General features: G+C 69.0%; 21 protein-coding genes. 14 read left to right on the top strand and 7 right to left on the bottom strand.

Annotation, left to right across the window (positions count from 1 at the left end; translation table 11 throughout):
* The first annotated feature begins 268 nt into the window (after nt 1–268).
* From B5F23_RS02595 to B5F23_RS02560, 8 genes are all read left to right on the top strand, one after another.
* The gene (locus B5F23_RS02595; protein ID WP_087351468.1) at nt 269–1,702 is read left to right on the top strand and encodes an AAA family ATPase; all 1,434 of its coding nucleotides are present in this window, start codon (nt 269–271) and stop codon (nt 1,700–1,702) included.
* Between the two features lie 105 nt (nt 1,703–1,807).
* Nucleotides 1,808–2,842: a bile acid:sodium symporter family protein gene (locus B5F23_RS02590; RefSeq protein WP_087351465.1), complete on the top strand. Its 1,035-nt coding sequence runs from the start codon at nt 1,808–1,810 to the stop codon at nt 2,840–2,842.
* A 243-nt stretch (nt 2,843–3,085) separates the two neighbouring features.
* The gene (gene hisS, locus B5F23_RS02585; RefSeq protein WP_087351462.1) at nt 3,086–4,402 is read left to right on the top strand and encodes a histidine--tRNA ligase; all 1,317 of its coding nucleotides are present in this window, start codon (nt 3,086–3,088) and stop codon (nt 4,400–4,402) included.
* A 422-nt stretch (nt 4,403–4,824) separates the two neighbouring features.
* On the top strand, nt 4,825–5,499 hold the full coding sequence (locus B5F23_RS02580; protein WP_087351460.1) for an RluA family pseudouridine synthase: 675 nt from the start codon (nt 4,825–4,827) through the stop codon (nt 5,497–5,499).
* Between the two features lie 124 nt (nt 5,500–5,623).
* Nucleotides 5,624–7,249, top strand: coding sequence for a 4Fe-4S dicluster domain-containing protein (locus B5F23_RS02575; RefSeq protein ID WP_087351457.1), 1,626 nt, complete (start codon nt 5,624–5,626; stop codon nt 7,247–7,249).
* Between the two features lie 77 nt (nt 7,250–7,326).
* Nucleotides 7,327–8,376 (top strand): nucleoid-associated protein, encoded by a 1,050-nt coding sequence (locus B5F23_RS02570; protein ID WP_087351454.1) that lies wholly within the window; start codon nt 7,327–7,329, stop codon nt 8,374–8,376.
* A gap of 134 nt (nt 8,377–8,510) precedes the next feature.
* Nucleotides 8,511–9,725: a coiled-coil domain-containing protein gene (locus tag B5F23_RS02565; protein WP_087351451.1), complete on the top strand. Its 1,215-nt coding sequence runs from the start codon at nt 8,511–8,513 to the stop codon at nt 9,723–9,725.
* A gap of 166 nt (nt 9,726–9,891) precedes the next feature.
* Nucleotides 9,892–10,815: a polysaccharide deacetylase family protein gene (locus B5F23_RS02560; RefSeq protein ID WP_143786341.1), complete on the top strand. Its 924-nt coding sequence runs from the start codon at nt 9,892–9,894 to the stop codon at nt 10,813–10,815.
* 76 nt (nt 10,816–10,891) lie between these two features.
* On the opposite strand, the gene B5F23_RS02555 is transcribed toward B5F23_RS02560, so the two are convergent.
* The 3 genes from B5F23_RS02555 to B5F23_RS02545 are packed head-to-tail and all read right to left on the bottom strand — an operon-like array spanning nt 10,892 to nt 15,416.
* On the bottom strand, nt 10,892–12,688 hold the full coding sequence (locus B5F23_RS02555) for an ABC transporter ATP-binding protein (protein WP_087351445.1): 1,797 nt from the start codon (nt 12,686–12,688) through the stop codon (nt 10,892–10,894).
* Entirely contained in the window at nt 12,688–14,964 is a 2,277-nt protein-coding gene (locus B5F23_RS02550) for an ABC transporter ATP-binding protein (protein WP_087351442.1), read from the bottom strand. The genes B5F23_RS02555 and B5F23_RS02550 overlap by 1 nt, the downstream gene beginning before the upstream one ends.
* Nucleotides 14,961–15,416: a MarR family winged helix-turn-helix transcriptional regulator gene (locus B5F23_RS02545; RefSeq protein WP_087351440.1), complete on the bottom strand. Its 456-nt coding sequence runs from the start codon at nt 15,414–15,416 to the stop codon at nt 14,961–14,963. Before B5F23_RS02545 ends, B5F23_RS02550 begins: the two co-directional genes overlap by 4 nt.
* A 396-nt stretch (nt 15,417–15,812) precedes the next feature.
* Between B5F23_RS02545 and nadA the strand changes: the two genes are divergently transcribed.
* The 5 genes from nadA to B5F23_RS02520 all read left to right on the top strand — a co-directional run bounded on the left by nadA (nt 15,813) and on the right by B5F23_RS02520 (nt 20,529).
* The gene (gene nadA, locus B5F23_RS02540; protein ID WP_206392207.1) at nt 15,813–16,745 is read left to right on the top strand and encodes a quinolinate synthase NadA; all 933 of its coding nucleotides are present in this window, start codon (nt 15,813–15,815) and stop codon (nt 16,743–16,745) included.
* Nucleotides 16,742–18,052 carry an L-aspartate oxidase gene (locus tag B5F23_RS02535; protein ID WP_087351437.1) on the top strand — a complete coding sequence of 437 codons (1,311 nt, stop codon included), beginning with the start codon at nt 16,742–16,744 and terminating at the stop codon, nt 18,050–18,052. Before nadA ends, B5F23_RS02535 begins: the two co-directional genes overlap by 4 nt.
* A 42-nt stretch (nt 18,053–18,094) precedes the next feature.
* A complete protein-coding gene (gene nadC / locus B5F23_RS02530; RefSeq protein WP_087351434.1) occupies nt 18,095–18,949 on the top strand; it encodes a carboxylating nicotinate-nucleotide diphosphorylase in 855 nt (284 codons plus the stop codon).
* On the top strand, nt 18,946–19,488 hold the full coding sequence (locus tag B5F23_RS02525; protein ID WP_087351431.1) for a transcription repressor NadR: 543 nt from the start codon (nt 18,946–18,948) through the stop codon (nt 19,486–19,488). The genes nadC and B5F23_RS02525 overlap by 4 nt, the downstream gene beginning before the upstream one ends.
* 72 nt (nt 19,489–19,560) lie before the next feature.
* Nucleotides 19,561–20,529, top strand: a complete 969-nt coding sequence (locus tag B5F23_RS02520; protein WP_087351429.1) for a hypothetical protein — start codon at nt 19,561–19,563, stop codon at nt 20,527–20,529.
* A 51-nt stretch (nt 20,530–20,580) separates the two neighbouring features.
* On the opposite strand, the gene B5F23_RS02515 is transcribed toward B5F23_RS02520, so the two are convergent.
* The 3 genes from B5F23_RS02515 to B5F23_RS02505 form a co-directional block, all read right to left on the bottom strand.
* Nucleotides 20,581–22,008 carry a Sapep family Mn(2+)-dependent dipeptidase gene (locus tag B5F23_RS02515; RefSeq protein WP_087351426.1) on the bottom strand — a complete coding sequence of 476 codons (1,428 nt, stop codon included), beginning with the start codon at nt 22,006–22,008 and terminating at the stop codon, nt 20,581–20,583.
* A 50-nt stretch (nt 22,009–22,058) separates the two neighbouring features.
* A complete protein-coding gene (gene trhA, locus B5F23_RS02510; RefSeq protein WP_087351423.1) occupies nt 22,059–22,745 on the bottom strand; it encodes a PAQR family membrane homeostasis protein TrhA in 687 nt (228 codons plus the stop codon).
* Between the two features lie 255 nt (nt 22,746–23,000).
* A complete protein-coding gene (locus B5F23_RS02505; RefSeq protein WP_087351420.1) occupies nt 23,001–23,876 on the bottom strand; it encodes an ROK family protein in 876 nt (291 codons plus the stop codon).
* Nucleotides 23,877–24,223: 347 nt separating this feature from the next.
* Between B5F23_RS02505 and B5F23_RS02500 the strand changes: the two genes are divergently transcribed.
* On the top strand, nt 24,224–24,871 hold the full coding sequence (locus B5F23_RS02500; protein ID WP_087351417.1) for a hypothetical protein: 648 nt from the start codon (nt 24,224–24,226) through the stop codon (nt 24,869–24,871).
* Nucleotides 24,872–24,884: 13 nt separating this feature from the next.
* On the opposite strand, the gene B5F23_RS02495 is transcribed toward B5F23_RS02500, so the two are convergent.
* Nucleotides 24,885–25,652: a GntR family transcriptional regulator gene (locus B5F23_RS02495; protein ID WP_087351414.1), complete on the bottom strand. Its 768-nt coding sequence runs from the start codon at nt 25,650–25,652 to the stop codon at nt 24,885–24,887.
* Nucleotides 25,653–26,067 lie beyond the last annotated feature (415 nt).

Here is a 26,067-nt window from a genome sequence, read left to right as displayed (position 1 = left end):
AAAGCGGCATAAGAATCTGTCTGGAATTCCGGTGCGTTGGACCTGTGTAGCCGTCTCTTTCTTTTCATATCTTGAAGAACGCGGTAATTCTCAATCGAGGTCTTCTAGCCCACGCTTTGCTGTTGTTGGGGAGGGGATTAATCAAGCTCTGACAGTAGCTGCCCCGTATGCAGTTGTCAATGGTAGTCAAGGTGGGATTGTTCCCGATGCATCTTCATTATAATAAGTTACGATATACTTAGTTATAACTTACTAAGGAAGGAAGGCCATGTTTGTCGGCAGGGAGCGCGAGCTGAACGAACTGGAGTCGGCATACAAGAGCGATGCGTTCCAGATGATTGCCGTGTACGGTCGGCGACGCGTGGGGAAGACAGCCTTGCTCAACGAGTTCATCTCGGATAAGCAAGACGCCTATTTCTTCACTGCGCAGCAGACGACGGCCCGAGATAACCTAGAGGCGCTCAGCATAACGCTGGGGAAGCTGCGGGCTTATCCGGGCGACGGCGTACGTCCTGGCACCAGCCTCTTTCCCTCAAATGGCCCTGTCTACCAGTCCTATCAGGATGCCCTCGTCGCCCTGTTTGAGATGGGCCAGAGGCAAAGGACAGTGTTCGTCATTGACGAATATCCCTACCTTGCAGAAAGCTATCCCGCCATCTCATCTCTTCTGCAGACGCTCATAGACCGCTACAAGGCAACGAGCAGGCTGTTCCTTGTCCTCTGCGGCTCTTCTATGAGCTTCATGGAAGAGCAGGTGCTTGGCGAGAAAAGCCCCCTTTACGGTCGAAGGACCGCGCAGATACACTTGCGTCCGTTTGACGCCTTCAGCGCATCTGAGCTCCTTGGGACCGATGACTCAGTTGCGGCAATCGAGCTTTATGCGCTTGTCGGGGGGATTCCACTGTACTTGGAGCAGCTGGACGCTCGGCGGGATATCCAGTGGAACATCGCAAACCGCCTGCTACCGCCTGATGCGTTTCTCTCCAACGAGCCAGAAAACTTCCTCTTTCAGGAGGTGCGCTCGCCCGCGAGGTATAACGCGATCGTTGGGGCCTTGGCGAGCGGCTGCGTGCGCCCCCAGGAGATCTCCGATAGGACCGGGATTTCCTCCGCACTGGTGAGCCAGTATCTTGAGAGGCTTGAGCGTCTATCTGTGGTAAGGAGAACGGTTCCCGCCGTCTCGCGCAAGAAGCGTCAGGTGCGTTATGAGATTTCAGACAATCTGTTCCGCTTTCACTATCGGTTTGGCGTCAAGTATCTTACGGCAATAGAGGCAGGAATGTCCGCGCTTGTTGCGGAGAGGATCGTCTCCGAGGAGTTCTCGACCTTTGTGGGGCCGGTCTTCGAAGACGTCTGCCGGCAGTGGCTTCTTCGGCAAGCCGCATCCGGGGAAATCAAGACCATTCCGCTCGAGGTTGGCTCTTGGTGGGGGACAAATCCCAGCACGCGCGAACAGGAGGAGATTGACGTCGTGCTGCGTGGCGCCGACGGAGACGTGGTGGTGGGGGAGTGCAAGTGGAACAACGCTCCCGTGGATGCGTCGGTCCTGGGCAGGCTGAAAAAGCGGGCCTCCCTAATTGACGGCGGTGAGAGCGCGGAGCTCTACCTCTTCTCAAAGAGCGGCTTTGAGGACGAGTGTCGCGAGCGCGCGCGACAGGCCGGGAATGTCCACTTGGTCACGGCGAAGGAGATGTTCGGGTAGAGTCGGGGTCCCTCGCCGCCCCCTCATGTCGAGTGCGTTACGCCCTCGGTGCGCTCTTCTCGCCGAGAACTACCATGTGCCCCGGACTGAAAGGGGGCACCGCACATGGACGCGTGGCGCAGGCTCGGAGGCTTCATAGGCAGCCACATGGCCTTCATCTCGCCGACGTGCGTGGTGCTCGGCGTGCTGTTCCCCGACCAGCTCTCGCTGCTCAAGCCCGCGGTCACGGTGCTCTTTGCGTTCATGACGTTCCAGAGCTCGCTCTCCAACACGTTCGGCAACCTTGGGCGGACGCTGCGCCACCCGGCCCCGATGTTCGCCACGCTGGGCATAGCCTCCGTGCTCATGCCATGCGTGGCCTGCGCGCTGGGGACGCTCCTTTTTGGCTCGGACCCCAACCTGGTGTGCGGGCTCGTGCTGGAGTACAGCGTGCCGGTGGCGGTGGTCGCGGCCATGTGGATCAACATGCTCGGCGGGGACCCGTCGCTGGGGCTGGCCACGATCCTCGTCTCCACGGTGGCCGCCCCGTTTTCCATCCCGCTGACGCTGCACCTGCTCCTGGGCCAGACCGTCGAGGTGGACGCCGCGCGGATGATGGGGGAGATGGTCGTCTCTATTGCGCTGCCGGCGCTTCTTGGCACCGCGGCCAACGACCTCACGCACGGGCGCGCCTCCCGCGAGCTCTCGCCGGCCATCGCCCCGGCGGCAAAGATCGCGCTTGTCCTGGTGATCCTGACCAACTCGACGGGCGTGGCGCCCTACGTGCGCAACCTCACGCCCACGCTTGTGGCGGTGGCCGCCTTCGTGTGCGTGTTCGCCGCCTCGGGCTACGCGCTCGGGCTTCTCGCCGCGCGCCTCATGCGCCGCCCGCGCGAGCAGCAGGTGACGATGACCTACCTCTGCGGCATGCGCAACATCTCCGCCGGCGCGGTCATCGCGGGGGAGTACTTCCCCGGCGAGGTGATGTTTCCCGTGGTCATAGGGACGCTCTTCCAGCAGGTGCTTGCGGCGGCGTTTGGCTCGCTGCTGAGGCGGCCGCCCGCGGGCGAGGAAGCGGGTCGCGCCGCGAGGTGCGCCACGAGTGCTAGGCGCGGGCCCGCCGCGCGTGGCGGCGCTCGGACCTGCCGCCGTCGAGGATGATGGCAAGGCCCACGAACACCACGGCCGCGATAAAGACGATCTTCTTCATGCCTGACTCCCTTCCGCTTTTCTGTGCTGATTGAATCCTCGCAGAGCCGCAGGTCAAGAGCCATCGAACCCTCTTACGGACGGCTTGCGGTTTTGTAAGGTTGCGCGGCCGGCCCGTCGCGGCGGCGCCCGAGCCCGCCCCCGGGCGCGTGTATACTTAGCTCTGCTAAATCGACGCGAGAAGGGACCCGCAGGATGGCACAGAAGGTTCAAGGGACCGAGGACCTCTTCGGCGGCTACATGCGCGCCTGGCAGCGGATGCAGGACGTGGCGCGCGAGCTCTTTGGCTCCTACGGCTTTGACATGATCGAGACCCCGGCCATCGAGCAGGTGGACACCTTCGTCCACGGCATCGGCGAGTCCACGGACGTGGTGCGCAAGGAGATGTTCCGCGTCTTCTCCGGCGCGCTGCTGCCCGACGTCCTCGAGCGCGGGTCCGAGGGCCACCTCAAGCCGCGCCAGCGCATGGCCATGCGGCCCGAGGGCACGGCCGGCGTGGTGCGCGCCGCGGTGGAGAACAACTTCGTGCCGCAGGGCGCCGCCCCGGCCAAGCTCTGGTACGCGGAGGCGATGTTTCGCGGCGAGCGCCCGCAGAAGGGGCGCCTGCGCCAGTTCCACCAGGTGGGCGTCGAGTGGCTCGGCGCCTCGGACCCCGCGGCCGACGCCGAGTGCATCATCATGCTCATGGAGTACTTCTGCCGCCTGGGCTTTTCTCGCGAGAGCCTGCGCCTGACCATCAACTCGATGGGCGACGCCGCCTGCCGGCCCGCCTACCGCGACAAGGTCCGCGCGTTCATCCTCGACCACGCTGAAGAGATGTGCGAGGACTGCCTCGAGCGCGCCCAGATCAACCCGCTGCGCGCCTTCGACTGCAAGAACGACCACTGCCGCGAGGTCATGGCCGACGCCCCGCTCGCGCCGGACAACCTCTGCGACGAGTGCGCCGCACACTACGCCGCCGTCAAGCGCTACCTGGACGCCGCCGGCGTGTCCTACGTCGAGGACCCCACGCTCGTGCGCGGCCTGGACTACTACACGCGCACGGTCTTCGAGGTGGAGGTCGTGGGCGCGGGCGTGGGCGCCATCGGCGGCGGCGGGCGCTACGACGGGCTCGTGGAGCTCGAGGGCGGCAAGCCCACGCCGGGCCTCGGCTTTGCGGTGGGCTTTGAGCGCATCTGCCTGGCGCTCGCCGAGCAGGGCGTGGACCTCGGCGGCGAGGAGCCGTCCTGCGTCTACGTGGCTTGCACCCCGGGCGAGGACACGCGTGCGGCGGCCTTTGAGACGTGCCTGGCGCTGCGCTCCGCCGGCGTGCGCACCGAGGCCGACTACCAGGGACGCTCGCTCAAGGCCCAGTTCAAGCAGGCCGACAAGCTCGGCGCCCGCCTGTGCGCGATCATCGGCTCCGACGAGCTGGCCGCCGGCGTGGTCACGCTGCGCGACATGGTGAGCCACGAGCAGGTGCAGGTGCCGGCCGCGGAGCTCGCCGAGCGGGTGACCGCGCGCCTGGCGTAGGGCCGCGCGCGGGCGGGGCGCGCTACTGGTAGCACAGGGCCTCCACCGGATCCATGCGCGCCGCATTGAGGCCGAACCGGCCCACGAGCTGCTGGCGAATCCGACCACCGTCGCGATGCCGATGACGATGCAAGGGTCCGTAAGCAGACTCCGCACCCGGTTGGCGAGAAGCGCGCGAGCCCGCAGACTGTCCGCAACCTGCGCGTATGAGAGAGACGTGCGGGTTCCGGTCACTTTGGGCCCGCGGACCGTCCATAACCTGCACGTGTTCAGGGGACATGCAGGTTCCGGACGGTTTTTCTCGTCAAAGCGTCCGCAAGCTGCACGTGTTCCGGGGACGTGCGGGTTCCGGTCACTTTGGGCCCGCAGACCGTCCGCAACCTGCGCGTTGTGTTACCGTGGCGCCGTGAGAGGGGAGGCGCATGGGGGAGCTCGCGGTCATATACGAGGACGAGGTTCTTCTCGCCTGCGACAAGCCGGCGGGCGTGATCGTCCACGCTGACGGGACCGGCGCGCCCACGCTCACCGACGCGGTGGCAGCCCACCTCGCGGCGACCGGTCGCGCGGGCGTGCGGCCTCAGGCGGTGCAGCGGCTCGACCGCGAGACCACGGGCCTCGTGATCTTCTCGCTGGACCGGGCCACGCAGCCGGCGCTCGACGCCCAGGTTGCCGGGCACGCCATGGGCAAGACGTACCTCGCGGTCGTGCGCGGGCGCTTCCTGGGCGGCGAGCGCGTCATCGCCGCGCCCATAGGCCGCGACCGTCACGACGCCCGCCGGATGCGCGCCTGCCGCCCGGGGCAGGGCAAGCCCGCCAGGACCCTCGTGCGCCCGGTCGCCGAGGAGGGCGGCCGCACGCTGCTGCTCGTTCAGCTCGTGACGGGGCGGCGCCACCAGATTCGCGTGCACCTGGCCTCGCTCGGGTTCCCGCTGGTCGGCGACGAGCTCTACGGCGGGGCGAGAAGCGCCGCGGGCCTTCTGCTCCACGCCTGGCGCGAGGGGGTCGACCACCCCGTGACCGGCGAGCGCCTGCGCCTGGAGACCGCCTGGCCGACGCGCCTGTGGCCGACGTGCCCCCCGGCGCTTCTCGACCGCTAGCCTTCCCTCCGCGCGCCCCAAGCCGGACGCACTTCTCGCCCACCTGTGCGATACTAGGAAAACCGAGACGGGGCGCTTCTGAGGGGGAGCGCCGCCAGTCAGAACAGCCGGGAGAGGGGCACCTATGGCCGACACCATGCGTGGCGTGTACACCAACCTGACCGAGATCCGCCGCAACGTCTTCTCGAGCGTGGCGAAGATCGCCTACGAGATGGCCGAGGACGACGAGAAGACCACGCGCCGCAAGCTGCGCGACCTGCCCTACGACATCATCCCCGGCGACGTGGCCACCTACCGCGAGTCGGTCTTTCTGGAGCGCGCCATCGTCGAGCAGCGCATCCGCCTCGCGATGGGCCTGCCGCTGCAGGAGGTCGACCACCGCGAGAGCCTCACCGAGGGCCTCGCCGACGCCTCCGTCCCCGAGACCTACTACCAGCCGCCGCTGGTCAACGTCATCAAGTTCGCCTGCAACGCGTGCGAGGACAACGTCTACCGCGTGACCAACGCCTGCCAGGGCTGCCTCGCGCACCCCTGCCGCGAGATCTGCCCCAAGGGCGCCATCACCTTCAAGGACAAGAAGGCCTACATCGACCAGGAGAAGTGCATCCACTGCGGGATGTGCGCCAAGGCCTGCCCCTACCACGCCATCCAGCACCACGTGCGCCCCTGCGCGGACGCCTGCGGCATGAACGCCATCGGCTCCGACGAGCACGGCCGCGCCCAGATCGACTACGAGAGGTGCGTCTCCTGCGGCCAGTGCCTCATCAACTGCCCCTTCGGCGCCATCGCCGACAAGAGCCAGATCTTCCAGGTCATCCAGGCCATCAACGCCGGCGAGGAGGTCATCGCCGAGGTCGCCCCGGCCTTCGTGGGCCAGTTCGGCGGCAAGGGCAACGTCGACAAGCTGCGCCAGGCCTTCACCGTGCTCGGCTTCTCGGGCATGGAGGAGGTCGCGCTCGGCGCCGACCTCTGCACCGTGCAGGAGGCCGAGGACTTCCTCGAGGAGGTGCCCGAGAAGATCCCGTTCATGGGCACCTCGTGCTGCCCGGCCTGGTCGGTCATGGCGAAGAAGGAGTTCCCCGAGCACGCCGACTGCATCTCGATGGCCCTCACGCCCATGACGCTCACCGCGCGCCTCATCCGCAAGCAGCACCCCAACGCCAAGATCGTCTTCGTGGGGCCGTGCTCGGCCAAGAAGCTCGAGGCCATGCGCCGCTCCGTCCGCTCCGAGGTGGACTTCGTGCTCACCTTCGAGGAGATGATGGGCATGATGAAGGCGCGCGGCATCGAGGAGTACAACAAGCTCGAGGGCGAGGGCGCCTCTGACTTCGAGGTCGCCTCCGCCGACGGCCGCGGCTTCGCGGTGGCGGGCGGCGTGGCCACCGCCGTGGTCAACGCCATCCACCGTCGCTACCCCGACCGCGAGGTCAACGTGGTCAACGCCGAGGGACTCGACGAGTGCCGCAAGATGATGAAGGACGCCGTCAAGGGCAAGTACCCCGGCTACCTGCTCGAGGGCATGGCCTGCCCGGGCGGCTGCGTGGCCGGCGCCGGCACCCTCCAGGCGATCAACAAGACCGCCGCGGCCGTCAAGCGCTACGCCAAGAAGTCCCCGCGCAAGAACGCGACCGAGAACGCCTACCGCATGCTCATCCCCGCGCTCGAGCGCGACGCAGACGGCCAGCGCGTGGACGGCTCGGACGCCGTGGCGGAGACCATGGAGGCGCAGAACCCCGGCTCCGAGGCATAGGGGCTCGGCGAGAAGAACCTGTGGCGCGCCCGTCGCCTGCGTGCGGCGGGCGCGCCTTATGACTGTCGGGAGGACACATGCTCAGGGTCACCAACGCCATCCTGCACGTCTTTGACTTCGACGCGGGCTCCACGTACTTCTCGCAGCGCCCGCTCGACCTGGACGTGCGTGCCACGCGCTCCTACGTGCAGCGCCACCTGCGCAAGATCTCGTCGTGCGCGGAGAGCCGCCACGGCGAGTTTGCCCCGGACTCCGGCTTTGCCGCGGAGCTGCAGCGCTACCTCGTCGGGGAGCGCGAGTTCGTGGAGTTCTCGACCGAGATAGCGCAGTGGTTCTGGGAGGAGCTGCGCCGTGCGGAGGACCTCGAGCAGTGCGACCTGCTCGTGGCCGACTTCACGGACACCGACGCCGCGCCCTCCTCCGCGGACGGCGCGGACGAGGGCCCCTCCTTCGACGGCGATGCCGGGCGGCGCTTCTTCGCCGTGGTGCTGCTGCCGCGGCGCCAGGCGTTCGTGCACGAGGTGGGCGGGGCCGCCAACGACATCTCGCGCGTGGACGCCACGCTGCCCAACCCCTCGCAGAAGGTGGCGAGCTACGTGCTGGTGGACGCGCAGACCGGCGCGATCGACTTCCACGACCGCGAGCGCTCCGTGGGCGGCGAGAAGGTCATGGTGATTCCCGAGCGCTTCCTGCAGTGCACGAGCGAGGCCTCCAGCCACGAGGTCATCGATGAGGTGAAGGTCATCGTCCAGGACGTGGCGGAGGAGTTCGGGCTCGAGCCGGCCGTCGAGGTCTCCCGCGCCAAGGCGCTCGTGGCCCGCACGGCCGACGTGGAGGAGTCCTTCTCGCCCGCCGAGGTGGGACGCGCCGTCTTCGAGGACCGCCCGGAGGTCCGGGAGCGCTTCGAGGAGCGCGTCCGCGAGGCGTCGCTGCCCGAGGAGGCCCCCGTGCGCCGCGGCGTGGCCAACCGCCTGACGAAGAGCCACAGGATCCGCACGGACACCGGGGTGGAGATCACCTTCCCCTCCGAGCTTGCCGAGAAGCCCGGCTACCTGGACTTCTCCACCGACGCCGAGGGCCGTATCACCATCACGGTGGGAAACGTGGCCAAGATCGAGAACCGCTAGGCGCGCGGCGCGGGGGCACGCGGCCCACCCGGGCCGCCCGGCGATTTTGGCGCCGTGTGCATATCGTGTTCGGGGCGTTTCTCGCTAGAATAGAGAGACGTGTTTCGCACCTCATTCACACCCAAGGAGACGACATGTCCCTCAAGCACGTTTTGCTTTCCGACGCGGGGATCTCGCCGCGCGCGGTGACGCGCCGCGACGCCCTGAGGCTCTTCATCGGCGCGGGGCTCTGCGCCACCTTCTTCCCGGCCCTCGCCGGGGCCGAGACCACCCAGGAGAAGCTCGACGCCGCCCAGCTCAGCTACGAGCAGGCGCAGGCTGAGCTCGAGGCGATCGGGGAGGAGGTCGCCGCCGCGGCCGCGCAGGTCGCCGAGACCCAGAGCCAGGTGATCGAGGTCTCCGACCAGATCAGCCAGAAGCAGGCGGAGATCGACGCCACCCAGGCCGAGATCGACCAGCGCGAGGCCGAGATCGCCGACAAGCAGGAGACCCTTGGCGAGCGCATGAGCTCGGCGTACAAGGCGGGCTCGGGCTCGGTGCTCGACGTCCTGCTCTCCTCGGCGACGCTCGAGGAGCTCACGAGCAACATCTACTACCTCGACAAGGTCAGCGAGTCCGACCGCGAGATGATCGACGAGGTCAAGACCCTCAAGGCCGAGCTCGAGACCAAGAGGGCCGACCTCGAGACCCAGAAGGCCGACCTCGAGACCCAGATGAGCGAGCTCGAGGCGCTCCAGGCCCAGCAGCAGAGCGAGCTCGACGCGGTGCGCACCAAGCAGGCCGAGTCCCAGGAGCTCGTCGACGGCCTCTCCGCGGACGTCCAGGCGCTCGTGGAGCAGCGCGACGCCGAGCTGCTCGCCGCCCAGCAGGCTGCCGAGGAGGCCCGGCGCCAGCAGGAGGAGCAGCAGCAGAACCAGGGCGGGGGCGGAAACACCAACTGGGGCAGCGGCAACACCGTGGTCAGCGGCTCCGGCTCGCTCTCTGCCGTGGTGGCCGCCGCCAACTCCACGCCGTCGCCCGGCTCGGGCCTGTGCGCCGCGTGGGTGACCAACGTCTTCCGGCGCGCCGGCGTGGGCACGTTCTACGGCAACGCCGACGACATGTACTACAGCTGGTGCGGCACCGACCCGTCGGCCGCCCAGGCGGGCATGATCGTCGCCACGCCGTCGGCCCCGTACAGCTCTGCCGCCGTGATCTACGGCCACGTGGGCATCTACATCGGCGGCGGCGTCGTGCGCCACAACCAGAGCGGCGTCGTGAAGAACGACTCCCTCTCGAGCTGGGTGAGCATGTACAGCGTCACCGCCCCGGTGCGCTGCGGCTGGCTCGGCGGCGTCGCGCTGTCGTAGCGCCCGCGCGCCCGCGCGCCTGCGCCGCCGGCGGCGTCCCTTACGAAACCGTCAACTTCCCCGGGCCGCCGGACGGCCCCCGCTGCCGTACAATCGCTGTCACGGCAGCGGCCTCGAGGGGGGAGGGACAATGACGAGAGAGCCTGAAGGACGGCGTGGTGCCCCCGTGCGCCCCAGGGTCGCGTCGCGCCCGAGCGCGCGAGAGCAGCAGCGCAGCGCGCGCGGCCTCGCGGTCGTGGTGGCGCTCCTGACGGTCGCGCTCATCGGCGGGGCGGGAGCCCTGGCGCTTCTCGTCTCCGCCCCGAGGGCTGCCGCGCCGGGAGCACCGGCCGCACCCGGCGTCCTCCAGGAGCCCGACGCGCCGCCCCCGCCGCCCGAGCCCGAGCCCGCGCTCGACGAGCGCGCCGCAGGCCTCGCCCTCGACCCGTCGGCCCAGACCGACTGGCGCCTCGACGGCACGGGCGAGAAGACCGTCTACCTCACCTTTGACGACGGCCCCTCGGACAACACCCCGCGCGTGCTCGACGTGCTCGACCGCTACGGCGTGAAGGCCACCTTCTTCGTGACCGGCCACGAGCCCGACAAGCGCGGCTACATCCGCGACGCCTACGAGCGCGGCCACTCGATCGGCCTGCACACGATGACGCACGACTACGCCCAGGTCTACGCCTCCGAGGACGCGTTCTTCGGCGACCTCGACCAGGTGGGCCAGGTCGTCAAGGAGCAGATTGGGTTCGTGCCCTACCTCACGCGCTTCCCGGGAGGGGCCTCCAACACGGTCTCGGCCAACTACTGCCCGGGCATCATGAGCGCGCTCGTGAGCGACCTGCCCGCGCGCGGCTACCAGTTCTACGACTGGAACGTGAGCTCGGGCGACGCCGCGGGCACTAACGTCGACGTGGAGAAGATCGTGCAGAGCTCGTGCGTGGAGGGCTACACCAACGTGATGCTGCTCTTCCACGACTCGTCGACCAAGGACACCACGCCCGACGCCCTGCCGCGGATCATCGAGTTCTACCAGCAGCGCGGCTACAGGTTCGAGCCCATCACGCGCGAGGGCTTCGTCTGCCATCACGGCGTCAACAACTAGCGGCCCGCGGGCGCGCCGGGGCAGAGGCAACGGCGAGAAGGGCCGCGGCGCGTGGCCCTTCTCGCCGCATCGGGCGCTACTGGGCGAACTGGGAGTTGTAGAGCTCCGCGTAGAAGCCGCCCTTGGCGAGAAGCTCCTCGTGGGTGCCCTTCTCCACGATGTCGCCATCGCGCAGCACCAAGATCACGTCCGCGTTTCTGATCGTGGACAGCCGGTGCGCGATCACGAAGCTCGTGCGTCCCACCATGAGGGCGTCCATGGCGCGCTGGATGAGCTCCTCGGTGCGCGTGTCCACGTTCGAGGTGGCCTCGTCGAGGATGAGCGCCGGGCGGTCGGCCAGCACGGCGCGTGCGATGGTCACGAGCTGGCGCTGCCCCTGGCTGAGGTTGGTGCCCTCCTCGTTGATCACGAAGTCGTAGCCGCCGGCCAGCGTGTGGATGAAGTGGTCGCAGCGCGCGGCCCTCGCGGCGGCCTCCACCTCCTCGTCGGTGGCGTCGGGCCGGCCGTAGCGGATGTTCTCGCGGATGGTGCCGTTGAACAGCCACGTGTCCTGCAGCACCATGGCGAACTCCTGGCGCAGCTCGGAGCGGTCCCAGTCGCGCACGTCGATGCCGTCCACGCGAAGCGACCCCGCGTCCACGTCCCAGAAGCGCTGGAGCAGCTTGATGAGCGTGGTCTTGCCCGCGCCGGTGGGGCCCACGATGGCCACGGTCTGGCCCGGCTCCGCCACGCAGGAGAAGTCCTTGATGATGGTCTTGCCGGGGACGTAGCCAAAGCGCACGTGGTCGAACTCCACGCGGCCCTCGCGGCGCGCGGGCAGCTGCGGAGTCTCCGGCTCGCTCTCCTCCGGCGCGGCGAGAAACTCGAAGACGCGCTCGGTGGCGGCGGCCATGGACTGCATCGTGTTGGACACGTTGGCGAGCTGCTGGATCGGCTGCGTGAAGTTGCGCACGTACTGGATGAAGCTCTGGATGTCGCCGGGGGCCGCCTGGCCGACGAGCGCGAGCTGCGCGCCCACCACGACGACGCCCACGTAGCCCATGTTGCCCACGAGGCTCATGAGCGGCATCATCAGGCCGGAGAGGAACTGGCTGCGCCAGCCGCTCACGAACAGGCGGTCGTTCTCAACCTCGAAGTCGGCCACGGCGCGCTCGGAGCGGTCGAACACCTGGATGACGTTCTGGCCCGCGAAGTCCTCCTCCACGATGCCGTTCACGGTGCCGAGCACCCGCTGCTGCTCGCGGAAGTACTTCTGCGAGAAGTGCACCATCACGAGCACGATCACCACCGAGACCGGCAGCGTGAGCACGGTGACGCCGGTGAGCGGCAGGCTGATGGAGAGCATCATCACGAGCACGCCGACGACCTGCGTGACGGAGGTGATGAGCTGCGTGATGGACTGGTTGAGCGACTGGCCGAGCGTGTCCACGTCGTTGGTGATGCGGCTGAGCACGTCACCCTTGCTGTGGCCGTTGAAGTAGCTCATGGGGATGACCGCGATCTTCTCGGCGATCTCCTTGCGCATGCGGTAGCAGATCTTTTGCGTGACGCCGGTCATGAGCCAGCCCTGGACGAGGTTGCACGCCGAGCTGGCCAGGTACAGGCCAAGAAGCCCCAGCAGCGTCATCCCGATCCACTCGAAGTCCACCGAGCCCGTGCCCTGGACCGTGGCGACGAGCCCCTCGTAGAGCTTGGTGGTCACCGAGCCCAGCACGCGCGGGCCTACGATGTTGAAGACCACCGAGCACACGGCGAACACGCACGCGAGAATGACGGCGATCTTGTGGCGTCCCACGTAGCCCAGGAGCCTGACGATGGTTCCCTTGAAGTCCTTTGCGCGCTCCGTGGAGCGCCCGCGTCCCATCGGGGGCATCAGCGCTCACCTCCCTTCCCGGCCGCTCCGTCCAGGACGGCGGCGATCTCCTCGTCCGTGAGCCCGAGCTCGGCGGCGGACAGCTGGCTCTGCGCGATCTCGAGGTAGGCGGGGCAGCTGCGCAGGAGCTCGTCGTGTGTGCCGCGGCCCACCACGTGGCCCTCGTCGAGCACGAGGATCTCGTCGGCGTTCATGATGGTGGCGATGCGCTGGCCCACCACCACGAGCGCGGCGTCCGTCACCGAGCGCGCCAGCTCGTCGCGCAGGGCGGCGTCGGTCTTGTAGTCGAGCGCGGAGAACGAGTCGTCGAAGACGATGACCTCGGGGTTCTTGGCCAGGGCGCGCGCGATGGCCAGGCGCTGGCGCTGGCCGCCGGAGACGTTGGAGCCGCCCTGCGAGATGGGGGACTCCCAGGCGCCCTCGCGTCGCTCGATGAACTCGGTCGCCTGGGCCACCCGCGCCGCCTCGCGCATGTCCTCGTCGGTCACGCCCTCGCCGGCGAACTTGAGGTTGGACTCGACGGTGCCCGAGAAGAGCATGCCCTGCTGCGGGATGTAGCCGATGCGCCCTCGCAGGTCGGAGAGGGACATGTCGCGCACGTCGACGCCGTCGAGCAGCACGCCGCCGCCCGTGACGTCGTACAGGCGCGGGATGAGCTGCACGAGCGTGGACTTGCCCGAGCCCGTGGAGCCGATGACGCCCGTCATCTTGCCGGCGTGCGTGGTGAACGAGACGCCCTGGATGACGTCCTTGCGCGCGTCGGGGTACTGGAAGCTCACGTTGCGGAAGGTGAGCTCGCCGCGCGGGCTGCCCTCGGCCGGGGTTTTGGGGTGTGCCGGGTCGGTGATGGACAGCGGGCACTCCAGCACCTCCTCGATGCGCTCGGCGGCCACCTCGGCGCGCGGCAGCACCACGGCCACCATCGTGAGGATCATGAAGGCCATGACGATCTGCATCGTGTAGGAGATGAACGCCATCATGTCGCCCACCTGCATGACGCCCTCGGAGACGCCGTGGCTGCCGAACCACACGATCGTCACGGTGACGCAGTTCATGACGAACATCATGAGCGGCATCATGAAGCTCATGGCGCGGTTGGTGAAGAGCTGCGTGCGCATGAGGTCGGTGGAGGCGTCGTCGAAGCGCTCGAGCTCGTGTTCCTGGCGGCCGAAGGCGCGGATCGGCATGATGCCGTCGAGCATCTCGCGCGCCACGAGGTTCACGCGGTCCACGTAGGCCTGCATGCGCTTGAACTTGGGCATAGTGAGGCCCATGAGCACGCCCACCACGGCGCACACGGCGATGACGGCCACGCCGATGGTCCACTCCAGCCCCGTGGAGGTCTCCAGCACGCGCAGCACGGCCACCACGCCCATGATCGGGGCGAGAAGCACCATGCGCATGAACAGCGTCGTTGCCATCTGGAGCTGCTGGACGTCGTTGGTGCAGCGGGTGATCAGCGACGCCTGGGAGAACCTGTTGACCTCGGCCGGCGAGAACTGCATGACCTTCTCGAAGGTCTGGCGGCGCAGGTCGCGCGCGATGGTGGAGGCGGTGTGCGAGGCGACGGCGCCCGTGAGCACCGTGGCGGCGAGCCCCACGAGGCACAGGCCGAACATCGTGAGCGCGGCGGAGCCGAGGTAGGCGTTCTGCACGTCGGAGAGCGCGATGCCCTGGGCCTCGTACTCCTGGCTCACGTAGGAGATGGCGCGCTGGGTGACGATGGAGCCGCCCATCGAGCCCATCTGCTCGCCGAGCTCCCCGGCGGCGCTCACGAGCTGCTCGCGGCTGACGAGTCCGGCGTCCACGGCGGCGCGCACCTCGTCGAGCCCGACGCTGCCGGCGGTCGCCAGCGCCGCGGCCGCGGGGTTCTCGGCCGCGTCCGCGGAGTCCACGAACGCGGAGGCGTCGACGCCCTGCTGGAGCGCGAGCACGGCGACCTCGGGCAGCGCCATGGCCTGTGAGAGCGCCGAGCCCTCGTCCTTGTCGGCGGCGCCTCCCTGGTAGGCGCGGACGCCGGATTCGTCGGCGGGGGCGTAGGCGGCCTCGACGAGGCTCGCGTCCTCGTCGGACATGAAGAGCTTGAGGTCCTCCAGCGAGCTTTCGCGGATGGTGTCGGGCACGGGCGAGGCGATGCCGCCCTGCTGGATGCCCACGTCCACGATCTCGCTCATGTAGGTGGGGAGGGCGAGCTCGGCGTTTGCCTGCACGACGAGCAGCGCCACCACCGCGAGCACGGCGAGGACGTGGTTTTTGAAGAGCCTGAGGATTCTCACCGCTCGCTCCCCTCCCGCGCCGCGCGGTCGCTCAGGATGTCCCGCGAGCGGCGCACGATCCTGACGAGGTGCCCGGCGTCCTCGGAGCCGAGCTCGGAGAGGTAGCGCGCGACGGCCCTGGTGCGCTCCTCGCGCGTGCGCTCGGCCTCGGCGCGCCCGGCGTCGGTGAGCGTCACCTCGACCTGGCGGCGGTCCCCCGTGGAGTGGGCTCGCGAGACGAGGCCCTTCTCCTCGAGCGAGCGCAGGATGTTGGCGACGCGCGCGCTCGAGACGTGGGCGTGCTCCCCGAGCTGGCCGGGCGTGAGCGCCCCCTCGACGCGGTAGAGCGTCATGAGCGTGGCCGTCTCGCCCCTCGTGGAGTTGACCATCATCGGGGTGAGGGTGCTCCCCAGGGCGAGCAGCTCCCCGAGGAGCTCGTGCGCGAGCTCCTCGTAGGTGGGCGTGTCTTCCATGCGGATTCTCCTAACACTAGAAGATACTTACGGTGTTAGGTGATACCCCGGACGCGGGACTTCGAGCCGCTCGGGCGCAATCGCCACACGGCCTCCACAGGTGACGCGCGGGCGGGGCTGTGCCGGCGGCCCCGGCGCGGCCCGGGGCGAACTGGGTGGCCCCCGGCGTGAGCTTCGACTTATGCACGAGCAAAACTCGGGGCACGGTAGTTCAACCCTACATATACGCAGGTAGGCGCGACGCGAGGTTCTTCTCGCCGGGCGAATCCTGACTTTTGCTCGAGCATAACTCGGAGTTTCCCGACGAAGGCGGGTCAGGGCCGCGCGAGCTGTCTTGTCAGCTGTAAAGCGAGGTGTATACTGAGGCCCGCTGACCAGCGCGACGAGGGGGTACCCATGCTGACAGAGGAGCTGCGCGCCGAGGTGGCGCGCCTCAAGCACGAGCGCGACGCGGTGGTGCTGGCGCACTACTACGTGCCGACCGAGGTCCAGGAGCTGGCCGACCACGTGGGGGACTCCTTCGCCCTGGCGAGCCTGGCCGCCACGCTGCCGGCCTCCACGCTCGTCTTTGCGGGCGTCCGCTTCATGGCCGAGAGCGCCAAGCTGCTCTCGCCCGACAAGACCGTGCTCATGCCCGACGCGTCGGCGGACTGCCCGATGGCGCACATGGTCCAGCGCGAGACGGTGGACGCCGCGCGCGAGAAGTACGGCGACGACCTGGCGGTGGCCTGCTACGTCAACTCGACGGCGGAGGTCAAGTCGTGGTCCGACGTGTGCGTGACCTCCTCCAACGCCGTGCGCATCGTCTTCGCACTGCCGCAGCGCAACGTCCTGTTCATCCCGGACCGCCACCTCGGCCGCTACGTGGCGGGCCAGGTGGCCGAGAAGAACGTCATCCTGAACGACGGCTACTGCCCCATCCACCAGGCCATCTCCGCAGACGAGGTCCGCGCCCTCAGGGAGAGCCTGCCCGGCGCTCCGGTGCTCGCGCACCCCGAGTGCGGCCCGGAGGTCACGGAGCTCGCCGACGTGGCGGGCTCGACCTCGCAGATCGTCGAGGCCGCCGCGGCGGGGGAGGCGCGCGACTACATCGTCCTGACCGTGGACGGGGTGCGCGGCGAGCTCGAGCGGCGCTGCGCCGGCATGGGCAAGCGCTTCCACTTCCCGCCCACGCACCCGGTCTGCCCCGACATGGAGCGCATCACGGCCGAGGGGGTCGCCGCGTGCCTGCGCGAGGGCTCGGGCGAGGTGGGGCTCCCGCCGGAGGGGGTAGCCGCCCCGGCGCGCGCCGCGCTCGCGCGCATGCTCGAGCTGGGGGCGAGCCGATGAGCCGCGCCGCGCGCTCCCGCACCATCGACTGCGACGTGGTGATCGTGGGCTGCGGCGTGGCCGGGCTCTACTGCGCGCTCAACCTCCCCGCGGCGCTCAACGTGGTCCTGCTCTCGAAGGGGGCCGTCGACGAGTGCGACTCCATGCTCGCACAGGGCGGCATCTGCGTCCTGCACGACGAGGGCGACTACGAGCCGTTCTTTGAGGACACGCTGCGCGCCGGGCACTACGAGAACCGCCTCGAGAGCGTGGACATCATGATCCGCGCGAGCAGGCCCATCATCGACGACCTGGTCAAGCGCGGCGTGCGCTTCGCCCGGCGCGCCGACGGGAGCCTGGACTACACGCGCGAGGGAGCCCACTCGCGGCCGCGCATCGTCTACCACGAGGACGTCACCGGGCAGGAGATCACGACGCACCTGCTCTCCTGCGTGCGCGTGCTGCCGGGCGCGCACGTCCTCGAGCACACCTGCATGACCGACCTCGTCGAGGGCTTCGACGCCGCGGGGCGGCGCGTGTGCCGCGGCGTGGTGGCCACGGACGCGGGCGGCGAGCGCCTGCAGATCAACGCGGACGCCACGGTCCTCGCCACGGGCGGCGTCGGAGGGCTCTACGCGCACTCCACGAACTTCTCCTGCCTCACCGGGGACGGCTGCCGCGTGGCCGCCGAGCACGGGGTCCTTCTCGAGCACATGGACTACGTGCAGGTCCACCCCACCACCCTGTGGACCGAGCGCCCCGGACGCGCCTTCCTCATCTCCGAGTCCGCGCGCGGCGAGGGGGCGGTGCTGCTCAACGACGCGGGCGAGCGCTTCTGCGACGAGCTCCAGCCGCGCGACGTGGTCTCGGCCGCCATCCTGGCGGAGATGGCGCGCACGGGCTCCGAGCACGTGTGGCTCTCCTTCGAGCGCGTGCCGCGCGAGGAGGTGGAGAGGCACTTCACCCACATCCTCGAGCACTGCCTCGAGGAGGGCTACGACATCCGCGAGCAGCCGATCCCGGTGGTGCCCGCCCAGCACTACTTCATGGGGGGCATCCACGTGGACTCCGACTCCGAGACCACCCTGCCGCACCTCTTCGCCTGCGGCGAGACCTGCTGCAACGGGGTGCACGGGCGCAACCGCCTGGCCTCGAACAGCCTGCTCGAGTCGCTCGTCTTCGCGCAGCGCGCGGCCGACAAGATCATGCGCGACCGCTTTGAGGAGGACACGGCGGCCCAGCTCGCCGCCGCCGCCCGGGCGCGCTCGCGCTTCATCGCGGGCTCGCGCGACGTGACCGACGTGGCGCTTCTGACCGGCGCCGAGTGAGAGGGGCGCGCGGCCGCGCCCGCGCAGCCCGAGAGGAGAGCCATGACAGACCCGATGATCCAGATGCAGATGGACGAGCACATCCGCGCCGCGCTCAGGGAGGACATGCCGTTCGGCGACGTGTCCACGACCTCCGTCATGCCCGAGGCGAGGCCCGGGCGGGTGAGCCTGATCGCGAAGGCCGACGGCGTGGTTGCGGGCCTCTCGGTCTTCTCGCGCGTCTTCTGCCTGCTCGACCCCTCCACGCGCGTGGACGCGCACGTGGCCGACGGCGCGCGCGTGACGGCAGGCACCCTCGTGGCGACCGTGGAGGGCGACGTCCGCGTGCTACTGGAGGGGGAGCGCACCGCGCTCAACTACCTCCAGCGCATGAGCGGCATCGCCACCTACACGTCGGCGGTCGCCGAGGCACTCGCCGGCAGCGGCACCACGCTCGTGTGCACGCGCAAGACCACGCCGGGCATGCGCCTGTTCGAGCGGGAGGCCGTGCGCCTGGGGGGCGGCTCGATGCACCGCTTTGGCCTCTCCGACGGCGTGCTGCTCAAGGACAACCACATCGACGCGGCGGGCGGCGTCGCGGCCGCCGTGGCGGCGGCGCGCGCGGCGGCGCCCTTCGTGGACAAGGTCGAGGTGGAGTGCGAGACCATCGAGATGGTCGCCGAGGCGCTCGAGGCGGGCGCCGACGTCATCATGCTCGACAACATGACCCACGAGCAGATGGCCGAGGCCGTCGCGTTCGTGGGCGGCCGCGCGCAGACGGAGGCCTCCGGCAACGTGGACGCGGCGAACGCGTCGGACTACGCCGACCTCGGCGTCGACTTCGTCTCCTGCGGCGCGCTCACGCACTCCGCGCCGATCCTCGACTTCTCCCTCAAGCACCTCGAGGTCCTCTCGTGAGCGCAGGCGACGCCCGACGCGAGAGAATCGTCGCGGAGCTGGCCGCCGCCCGCGAGCCCCTCTCCGGAGCGGCCCTCGCCGAGAGGTGCGGCGTGAGCCGCCAGGTGGTGGTGGCCGACGTGGCGCTGCTGCGCGGCCGCGGCGAGAGGATCGTCTCGACGAGCAGGGGCTACGTGCTCGAGCGCGCCCCGCGCCGCCCGACGCGGCTCTTCAAGTGCCACCACAGCGCCGAGCGCACGGCCGAGGAGCTCACGCTCGTCGTGGACCTGGGGGCGTGCGTGGAGGACGTCTTCGTGAACCACCGCGTCTACGGGAAGATCTCCTCGCCGCTGGGGCTGGCGAGCCGCCGCGACGTGGCCCGCTTCACCGAGGAACTCGCGACGGGGCGCTCGGCCCCGCTCATGGAGGTCACGAGCGGCTACCACTTCCACCACGTGAGCGCCGAGAGCGAGGAGGTCCTCGACGAGGTGGCGCGCGAGCTCGCCCTCCACGGGTTTCTCGCCGAGCCGACCGACTACGAGGCGAGGACCTTCTCGTAGGGCAGGGGGCGTTCTTCAGCCCCCTTTTGGGTACAATCCCGGTGTTGCTCGCGTCAAGGGAGGCCCTGACCCATGATCGACCTCAAGCCGTCCGTCCCGCGCACGCCCGCACAGGCGGTGCTGCGCATCGTCTCGATCTTCATGGCGCTCCTCGGGGCGCTCGCGCTCCTGGGAGGCGTGCTCGTGCTCGCCACCGACGGCAGCGTGGGCATCGCGAGCGGCGACCTCTGGGCCATCGCGACCTTCGGCGGCATCATCGTGGTCGTGGCCGGCCTGCTCCTGCTCACGGCCGTGCTCGGCCTGGCCGCCTCGAACAACTCCGCGCGCGTGGGGCCGTACCGCTTCCTGTGCTACCTCGTGGGGCTCGGCGTGCTCGTGGCCATCGCGTGGGGCTGGGGCCTCGGCACGTTCATCCTGTTCAACCCCATCATCCTCACGACCACGATCGTCTACGTGCTCGTGTGCTCGCGCCTGGCCGACAAGGTCAAGGAGGAGCACGACAGCGGCGTGCGCGGGGAGACCTTCCTGCGCTCGCGCCACCAGCGCGTCCTCCACCTGCTCAGCGAGGTCGTCATCATGAAGGGGGTCCTCACCGCGGTGGTGGCGGGCGTGCTGATCGTGGCGCTTCTCGCCTACGGGGAGGGGGAGCAGGCGGTGATATCGGGCGTGTCGCTCACGGTGAGCGAGGCCATGCTCGTCGTGCTCGCCGCGGCAGCGGTCTCTGCGGGGGTGAACCTGCTGGTGGGCTGCCTGGGCATCTGGGGCTCCAACCGCCCCCAGAGGATCCGCCCGTTCCTCGTGCTCAGTTCCCTGGCGCTCGCGGCCGACGTGGTCCAGGTCGTGGTCACGGTCGTCGAGCACGGGCCGCTCGGCCCCTCGTTCGACCTCGTCTTTGACCTGCTGTTCATGGCTGGCTGCACCTACCTCGCGGTGCGCATCCTGCGCCAGCCCACGCCGGAGGAGCTCATGGCCCAGGCGGTGGGCGCGGCGATGGTGGCGCCCGTCGGGGAGCAGGCTGAGGGCGAGGTGGCGGGGGCCTAGCGCCCCCGGCCCCGGGAGGTCCCGGGGCCGGGGTTAGGGCTGGGGGCAGCCCTAGAGCTCGAGCTCCATGAGGCGCGCGATCGAGACGATGTAGATCTTGAGCGCCTGGCGCAGGCTCTCCTCGGAGACGCCCTCGTCGGGGCCGTGCTCCATGCCGACCCACTCCGGGCGGCTCTCGTAGTCGCCGCCCGGGCCAAAGGCCACGGCGCGGGCAAAGTGGCGCGCGTAGGTCCCGCCGCCTATCACGAACGCCTCGCCGGGCTTGCCGGAGTACTCGGCGTAGGTGCTAAGAAGGACCTCGATCTCCGGGCTGTCCGGGCTGATGTAGAAGGGCTTCTCGCCGCTGAGCTGGCGGTAGGTGCAGCCGTAGCGCTCCGCGAGCGCGCCGAGCGTGGCGGTGATGGCCTCGGCCGAGGTGGAGGTGGGGAAGCGCGCGTCCACCGTCTGCACGAAGCGGCCGTCCACGGTGCGCACGGTTCCGGCGATGCAGGTGAGCGCGCCGAACTTGTCGTCCTCGGCGGCGATGCCGGTGGCCGAGCCGTCCGTGGCCTCGGTCAGCTGGGCGAGAAGCGTGAGGAAGGTGCGCTCGCCCTCGCCCGCGAGGTCGTTGGCGAGCAGGTAGCGCGCCAGCACGCCGATGGCGTTGACGGTGCCGGCCGGCATCGAGGCGTGGCCGCCGACGCCGGTGGCGCTCACGCGCGCGAGACCCTCTCCGGCGTCCTCGACGCTGATGCGCTCGGCCGCGGGCAGTGCGGAGGCGTCGGCGCGCACGAGGGCGCGGGCGCTGCCGGGGATGGCGTTGCCCGAGGTGCCGCCGTGAAGCTCCACGATCTTCTCGCCGGCGACGGCGGCGGAGGTGAACTCGCCGCTGTAGAGGCCCTTCTCGCCGCAGATGAGCGGGAAGTCGGCGTCCGGGGAGAAGCAGAACAGCGGCTCGGGGTAGCGCTCGAGGTAGTAGGGCACGTCGCCCATGCCCGTCTCCTCGTTGTTGCCGATGATGCAGCGCAGGGTGTAGGGGAGCGTCTCGCCGGCGGCCGCGCGGCGCGCGAAGAAGTGGGCGGCGTAGAGCGACAGCACGAACGGGCCCTTGTCGTCCTGGACGCCGCGGCCGACGAGGTAGCCGTCCTTGCGCGTGACCTCGAGCGGCGGGAAGCTCCAGCCCTCGCCGAGCGGGACGATGTCGGTGTGGGCGATGGTGGCGAGGTAGCGCTCGGGCCCGGAGGCGCCGGGGACGTCGGCGAAGCCGAGGTAGCCGTCGACGTCGGTCACGGCAAGGCCCAGGCGCTCGGCCATTCGCTCGGCCTCGACCAGGGCGTCGTTGGAGGCGGGGCCCCAGGGCTTGCCCGGCTCGGCCGCGCCGAGGTCCTCCACGGACTCGTGGCGCACGAGGCGCGCGATGTCTGCCACGACGTCTTCCCAGACCTCGTCCACGTAGGTGTCTACATTGGCCTTCAGCTGTGCGAGCTGCTCGTCTGTCATGTGCCCTCCTTGGGTCTTGGGGTTGCGTGGCGTCAATGATAGCGCGTGGGCTACACCACGAAGAGCAGCGCCGAGAGCGTGATGCACACGCTGCCGGCGAGCGTGAACAGGTGGAAGATGAAGTGCAGGTAGGGAACCTTCTTGACGGCGTAGAAGACCGCCCCCACGGTGTAGCTGAGCCCTCCCGCAAGAAGCAGCCAGAACGCGGGCGGCGGCAGGAGCTCCCAGAGGTCGCCCACGCGAAAGACCACGAGCCAGCCCATGAGCACGTAGACGGCCGCGGTGAGCCAGGCCGGCTGGCGCTCGCGCAGCAGGCACTCGGCCACGATCCCCACCGCCGCCACGACCCACACCGCCACGCACAGCTCGAGCCCGCCGCGACCGGCGAGCGTAATGAGCGAGAAGGGCGCGTAGCTGCCGGCTATGAGCAGGTAGATGCCGCAGTGGTCGAGCACGCGGAAGACCGCCTTGGCCTTCTCGGGCGCGAGCGCGTGGTAGAGCGTGGAGAAGAGGTACTCCACGATGAGCGAGATCCCCATGATGAGGGCCGCCGCCAGCCGCACCCCGCCGCCGTGCGAGACGGAGGCCACGATGAGAAGCACAAGCGCGGCGATGGCGAGAAGGACCCCCACGCCGTGGCTCACCGAGTTGGCGATCTCCTCGCCGAGCGAGTAGAGCCGCTTGCGCAGGCGCCTCTCGCCTGGTGCGTCCTGCCTGGTTTCGGTTGCCTCTGACATGTCTCTCCCTCCGCCGGGACGTCCGCGGGCTGGTGTGGCCGGTCGTCCGCCGGACGTGACGACCCACGCAAACGAAGCATACCCTTCCGGGGGCGGGGAGAGTCCCCTGCGGGGAAATCTACGCCTACCGGTAACCAATGCTGAAGCCGTCGCGGGCCCGCGCGGGCGCGCGACGGCCCCTCCCACACGAAAAGGGCGCCGCCCCACGCTGGGCCGGCGCCCGACGGCAGCCTATGGAACCGGGGGACGCAAGGCCTACTCGCCGGCCGCGGCCCGCCGCCCCAGCTCGACGCAGCCGAGCACTCCCTGGTTGTCGTTCAGACTCGGGGCGACGATGTAGGAGTCGATGTCCTCGAGCTCGGGCGCGGTGATGTAGCCGCCCAGGTAGTCGAGGGTCTTCTCGCGCACGAGCGGGTAGAGCTGCTCCTGGTGCATGACTCCGCCGCCCAGGATGATGCGGCGCGGCGAGTAGCACAGCACGAGGTTGTGGCACATCTGGGCGAGATAGCTCGCCTCGAGCTCCCAGACCTCGGGGCGGTCGGCGAGCTCGGTTCCCTTGGCCCCCCAGCGCCGCTCGATGGACGGCCCGGCCGCCAGGCCCTCGAGGCAGCTGTCGTGGCTCGGGCAGACGCAGGGACCCTCGTCGCCCGGCATGCGGTTGAGCAGCATGTGGCCCGCCTCGGGGTGGAGCATGCCGTGCAGGAGGTGCCCGCCGCACATGACCCCGGCGCCGACCCCCGTGCCGATGGTCACGTAGACGAGGTCTGCGATTCCGCGGGACTCGCCGAACGTGGCCTCGCCGAGGCACGCCACGTTGACGTCGGTGTCGTAGCCCACGGGCACCCCGAGCGCGTCGACGAAGGCCGCGCGAAGGGCGTACCCGCGCCAGGGGAGCTTGGGGGTCTCGAGGATCGTGCCGAAGGAGGGACTCTCGGGGTCCACGCAGGTGGGCCCGAAGGCGCCGATGCCCAGGGCGTCGACCCCACGCTCCCCAAACCAGCTGGTGAGCGAGGGGATGGACTCCTCGGGCGTGGTGGTGGGGAAGGACTCCCGCTCCAGAATCTCGCCCTGCTCGGTGGCGATGGCGCAGACCATCTTGGTCCCGCCCGCCTCAAGTGCTCCGATGCGCATGCTGTCTCCTATCAGTCGCCCGGCCCTCCGGGCGACTGCGGGCCGTTGCCGACGCTCACAATATACCTCTCGGGAGCCGCGCATGTGGCATCGGTCTCACATCGCCCCGCGAGAAGGCCGGGCCAGGGCCGCCGGCGCGCGGGTCTGCGCCGCGAGCGGCGCCTCGAGGCAGCCCGCGCCGCCCAGACTCGAGGCGCCCGTCGAAGGACGTCCCGTCCCCGGGCCCGTGCGGCCCTCAGCAGACGCGTCGGCCGGCCTGCGCCTCGCCCGCGCCTCGCGGTGCCGCGTCGCGCTAAGATGGGAAAAGGACCTATGCCAGTCGCGCCGCGATTTGAGGAGGGGCTCACATGGTGCTTCCGTTTTCGAGGAAGGGCGTCACGTATCCCATGCGTGGCTCGGTGTACTACGCCAACCTTGCCGTCATCTCGGTGCTTCTCTTGGGCAGCGTCATCCTCTACGCCGTGGGGCAGGGCGGTACCGACGTGCCCACCCAGGTGAGGGCCGCCGGCGCATACGCCCTCCCCGTCTCGATCTATCTGCTCGGCGCGCTCATCGGAATCATCTTCGTGCGTCGCGCCAGCGTGACCGTGCCCTCCGCCGCCCAGGTCGCCAGTCGCGCGGCGAGCGTGGTCAGCCTCGTGACGCTGCTCGCCGCCATGGTCCCCTACCTGATGCCGGAGGTCCCCCAGGGGATGACGCTGCCCGCGACGCTCTTCTGGAGCGTGTTCGGGCTGCCGATCGTGTCGTTTGCGCTCGGCTTCGTCTATGCGTTCGCCTGGGCACCGATCACGGGGAGCGCCGCTGACCTCTTCGCCCGCGAGGCGGAGGAGCGTCGCGTGGCCCGCGAGGCGGAGGAGGAGCGGGCGGCCATGAAGGCCAGCTCCGAGGCTCGCGCCCAGCGTCGGGCCGCTCGGGCCCGCCGCGCGGAGGAGAAGCGCGCCAAGAAGGCAGGCAAGCCGGCGGGCAAGAAGAAGGGCAAGCCGGGCTCCCGCTGACCCCCGGCACGCCTCAGAGGACGTTGATGTCTCGAATCTCCCCGCGGCTGCCCTCGTAGCGAGAGACCGAATACTCGAACGGCGTGCCGTCGTCAAGAAACCCCACCTGCGCAATCTCGAGCATGGGAATGCCCGGCGTTGTGCTGAGCCTCTTGGCCTCCTCCTCGGTTGCGGGCACGGCGCGAATGATTCTGTGGAAGCTCGAGATCTTGAGACCCAGCGCGTTGCGGAGGTAGGCGTAGACCGAACCATAGAGATGGGCGCGCTTGAGCCCGGGGATGAGGTCGAGGGGCATGTAGGTGTACTCGATGACCATGGGCTCTTCGTCCAGGCAGCGCACGCGGCAGATGCGATAGGTAAAGTCCTCGCGGCTGATGCTCAGGTGTCTGGCGACGTCCTGCGGCGGGTTGACGATCGAGAAGTCGTAGACCACGGAGCTTATCTCCTTTCCCGTGGCCCCGTGCTTCTCGGTGAAGCCGGCGGCTCGGTCCGACTGCGAGAACATGAAGGAGTCGACCTCGGGGTCAGCCCCGGCGTCGACGGGTCCCAGGCCTGTCTGCTCGAGAAGCTCGGTGGTGTTCTTCACGTAGGTTCCCGACCCGCGACGACTGGAGATGAGGCCCCGCTCGGTGAGCAGCTCGATGGCGCGCTTGACGGTGATCTTGCTCACTCCGTAGGCCTCGCAGAGCTCGACCACGGTAGGGAGCTTCGCATTAGGCTTCAGGACGCCCGATTCGATGCTGCGCTGGATGTCTGACGCGATGGACTGGTACTTCAGCATGGTGGCTCCCTTCTTGGGGTGGAGGGCGGAGAGATTGTCCGTGAACGGTAGAAATCGAGCCGCCAACGGTGCTTCTCGCCGGGTCGTTATTCTATATCTGCCGGCTTTTTGCCGGTTGGTGTTGCGCTGAGGTCAACTAAACCGCAGGTCAACGTGGCTTCTTCCTCAACTTCCCTTTCTTATTTCCTAAATGTAGCGCGACTATTCACTCAGAAATAATCCTCAAAAGAACAATCAGAGCGCTATAATCTAAATAACAAAGCGTGATAAAGAAAACCGCATCACGCTTGAATCAGCAGTAGCGAGAACGGAGGCGTCATGGCAGAACTGACCCTGCCCGAGGACTTCTTCTTCGGGGCGGCGATGTCCGGCCCGCAGACGGAGGGTGGCTGGAACGTGGGCGGCAAGCTCGAGA

The sequence above is a fragment of the Olsenella sp. An188 genome (assembly GCF_002160255.1).
In the GTDB taxonomy this organism is placed as follows: Bacteria; Actinomycetota; Coriobacteriia; order Coriobacteriales; family Atopobiaceae; genus Thermophilibacter; species Thermophilibacter avistercoris.
This window is presented reverse-complemented; position numbering and strand designations above follow the sequence as displayed.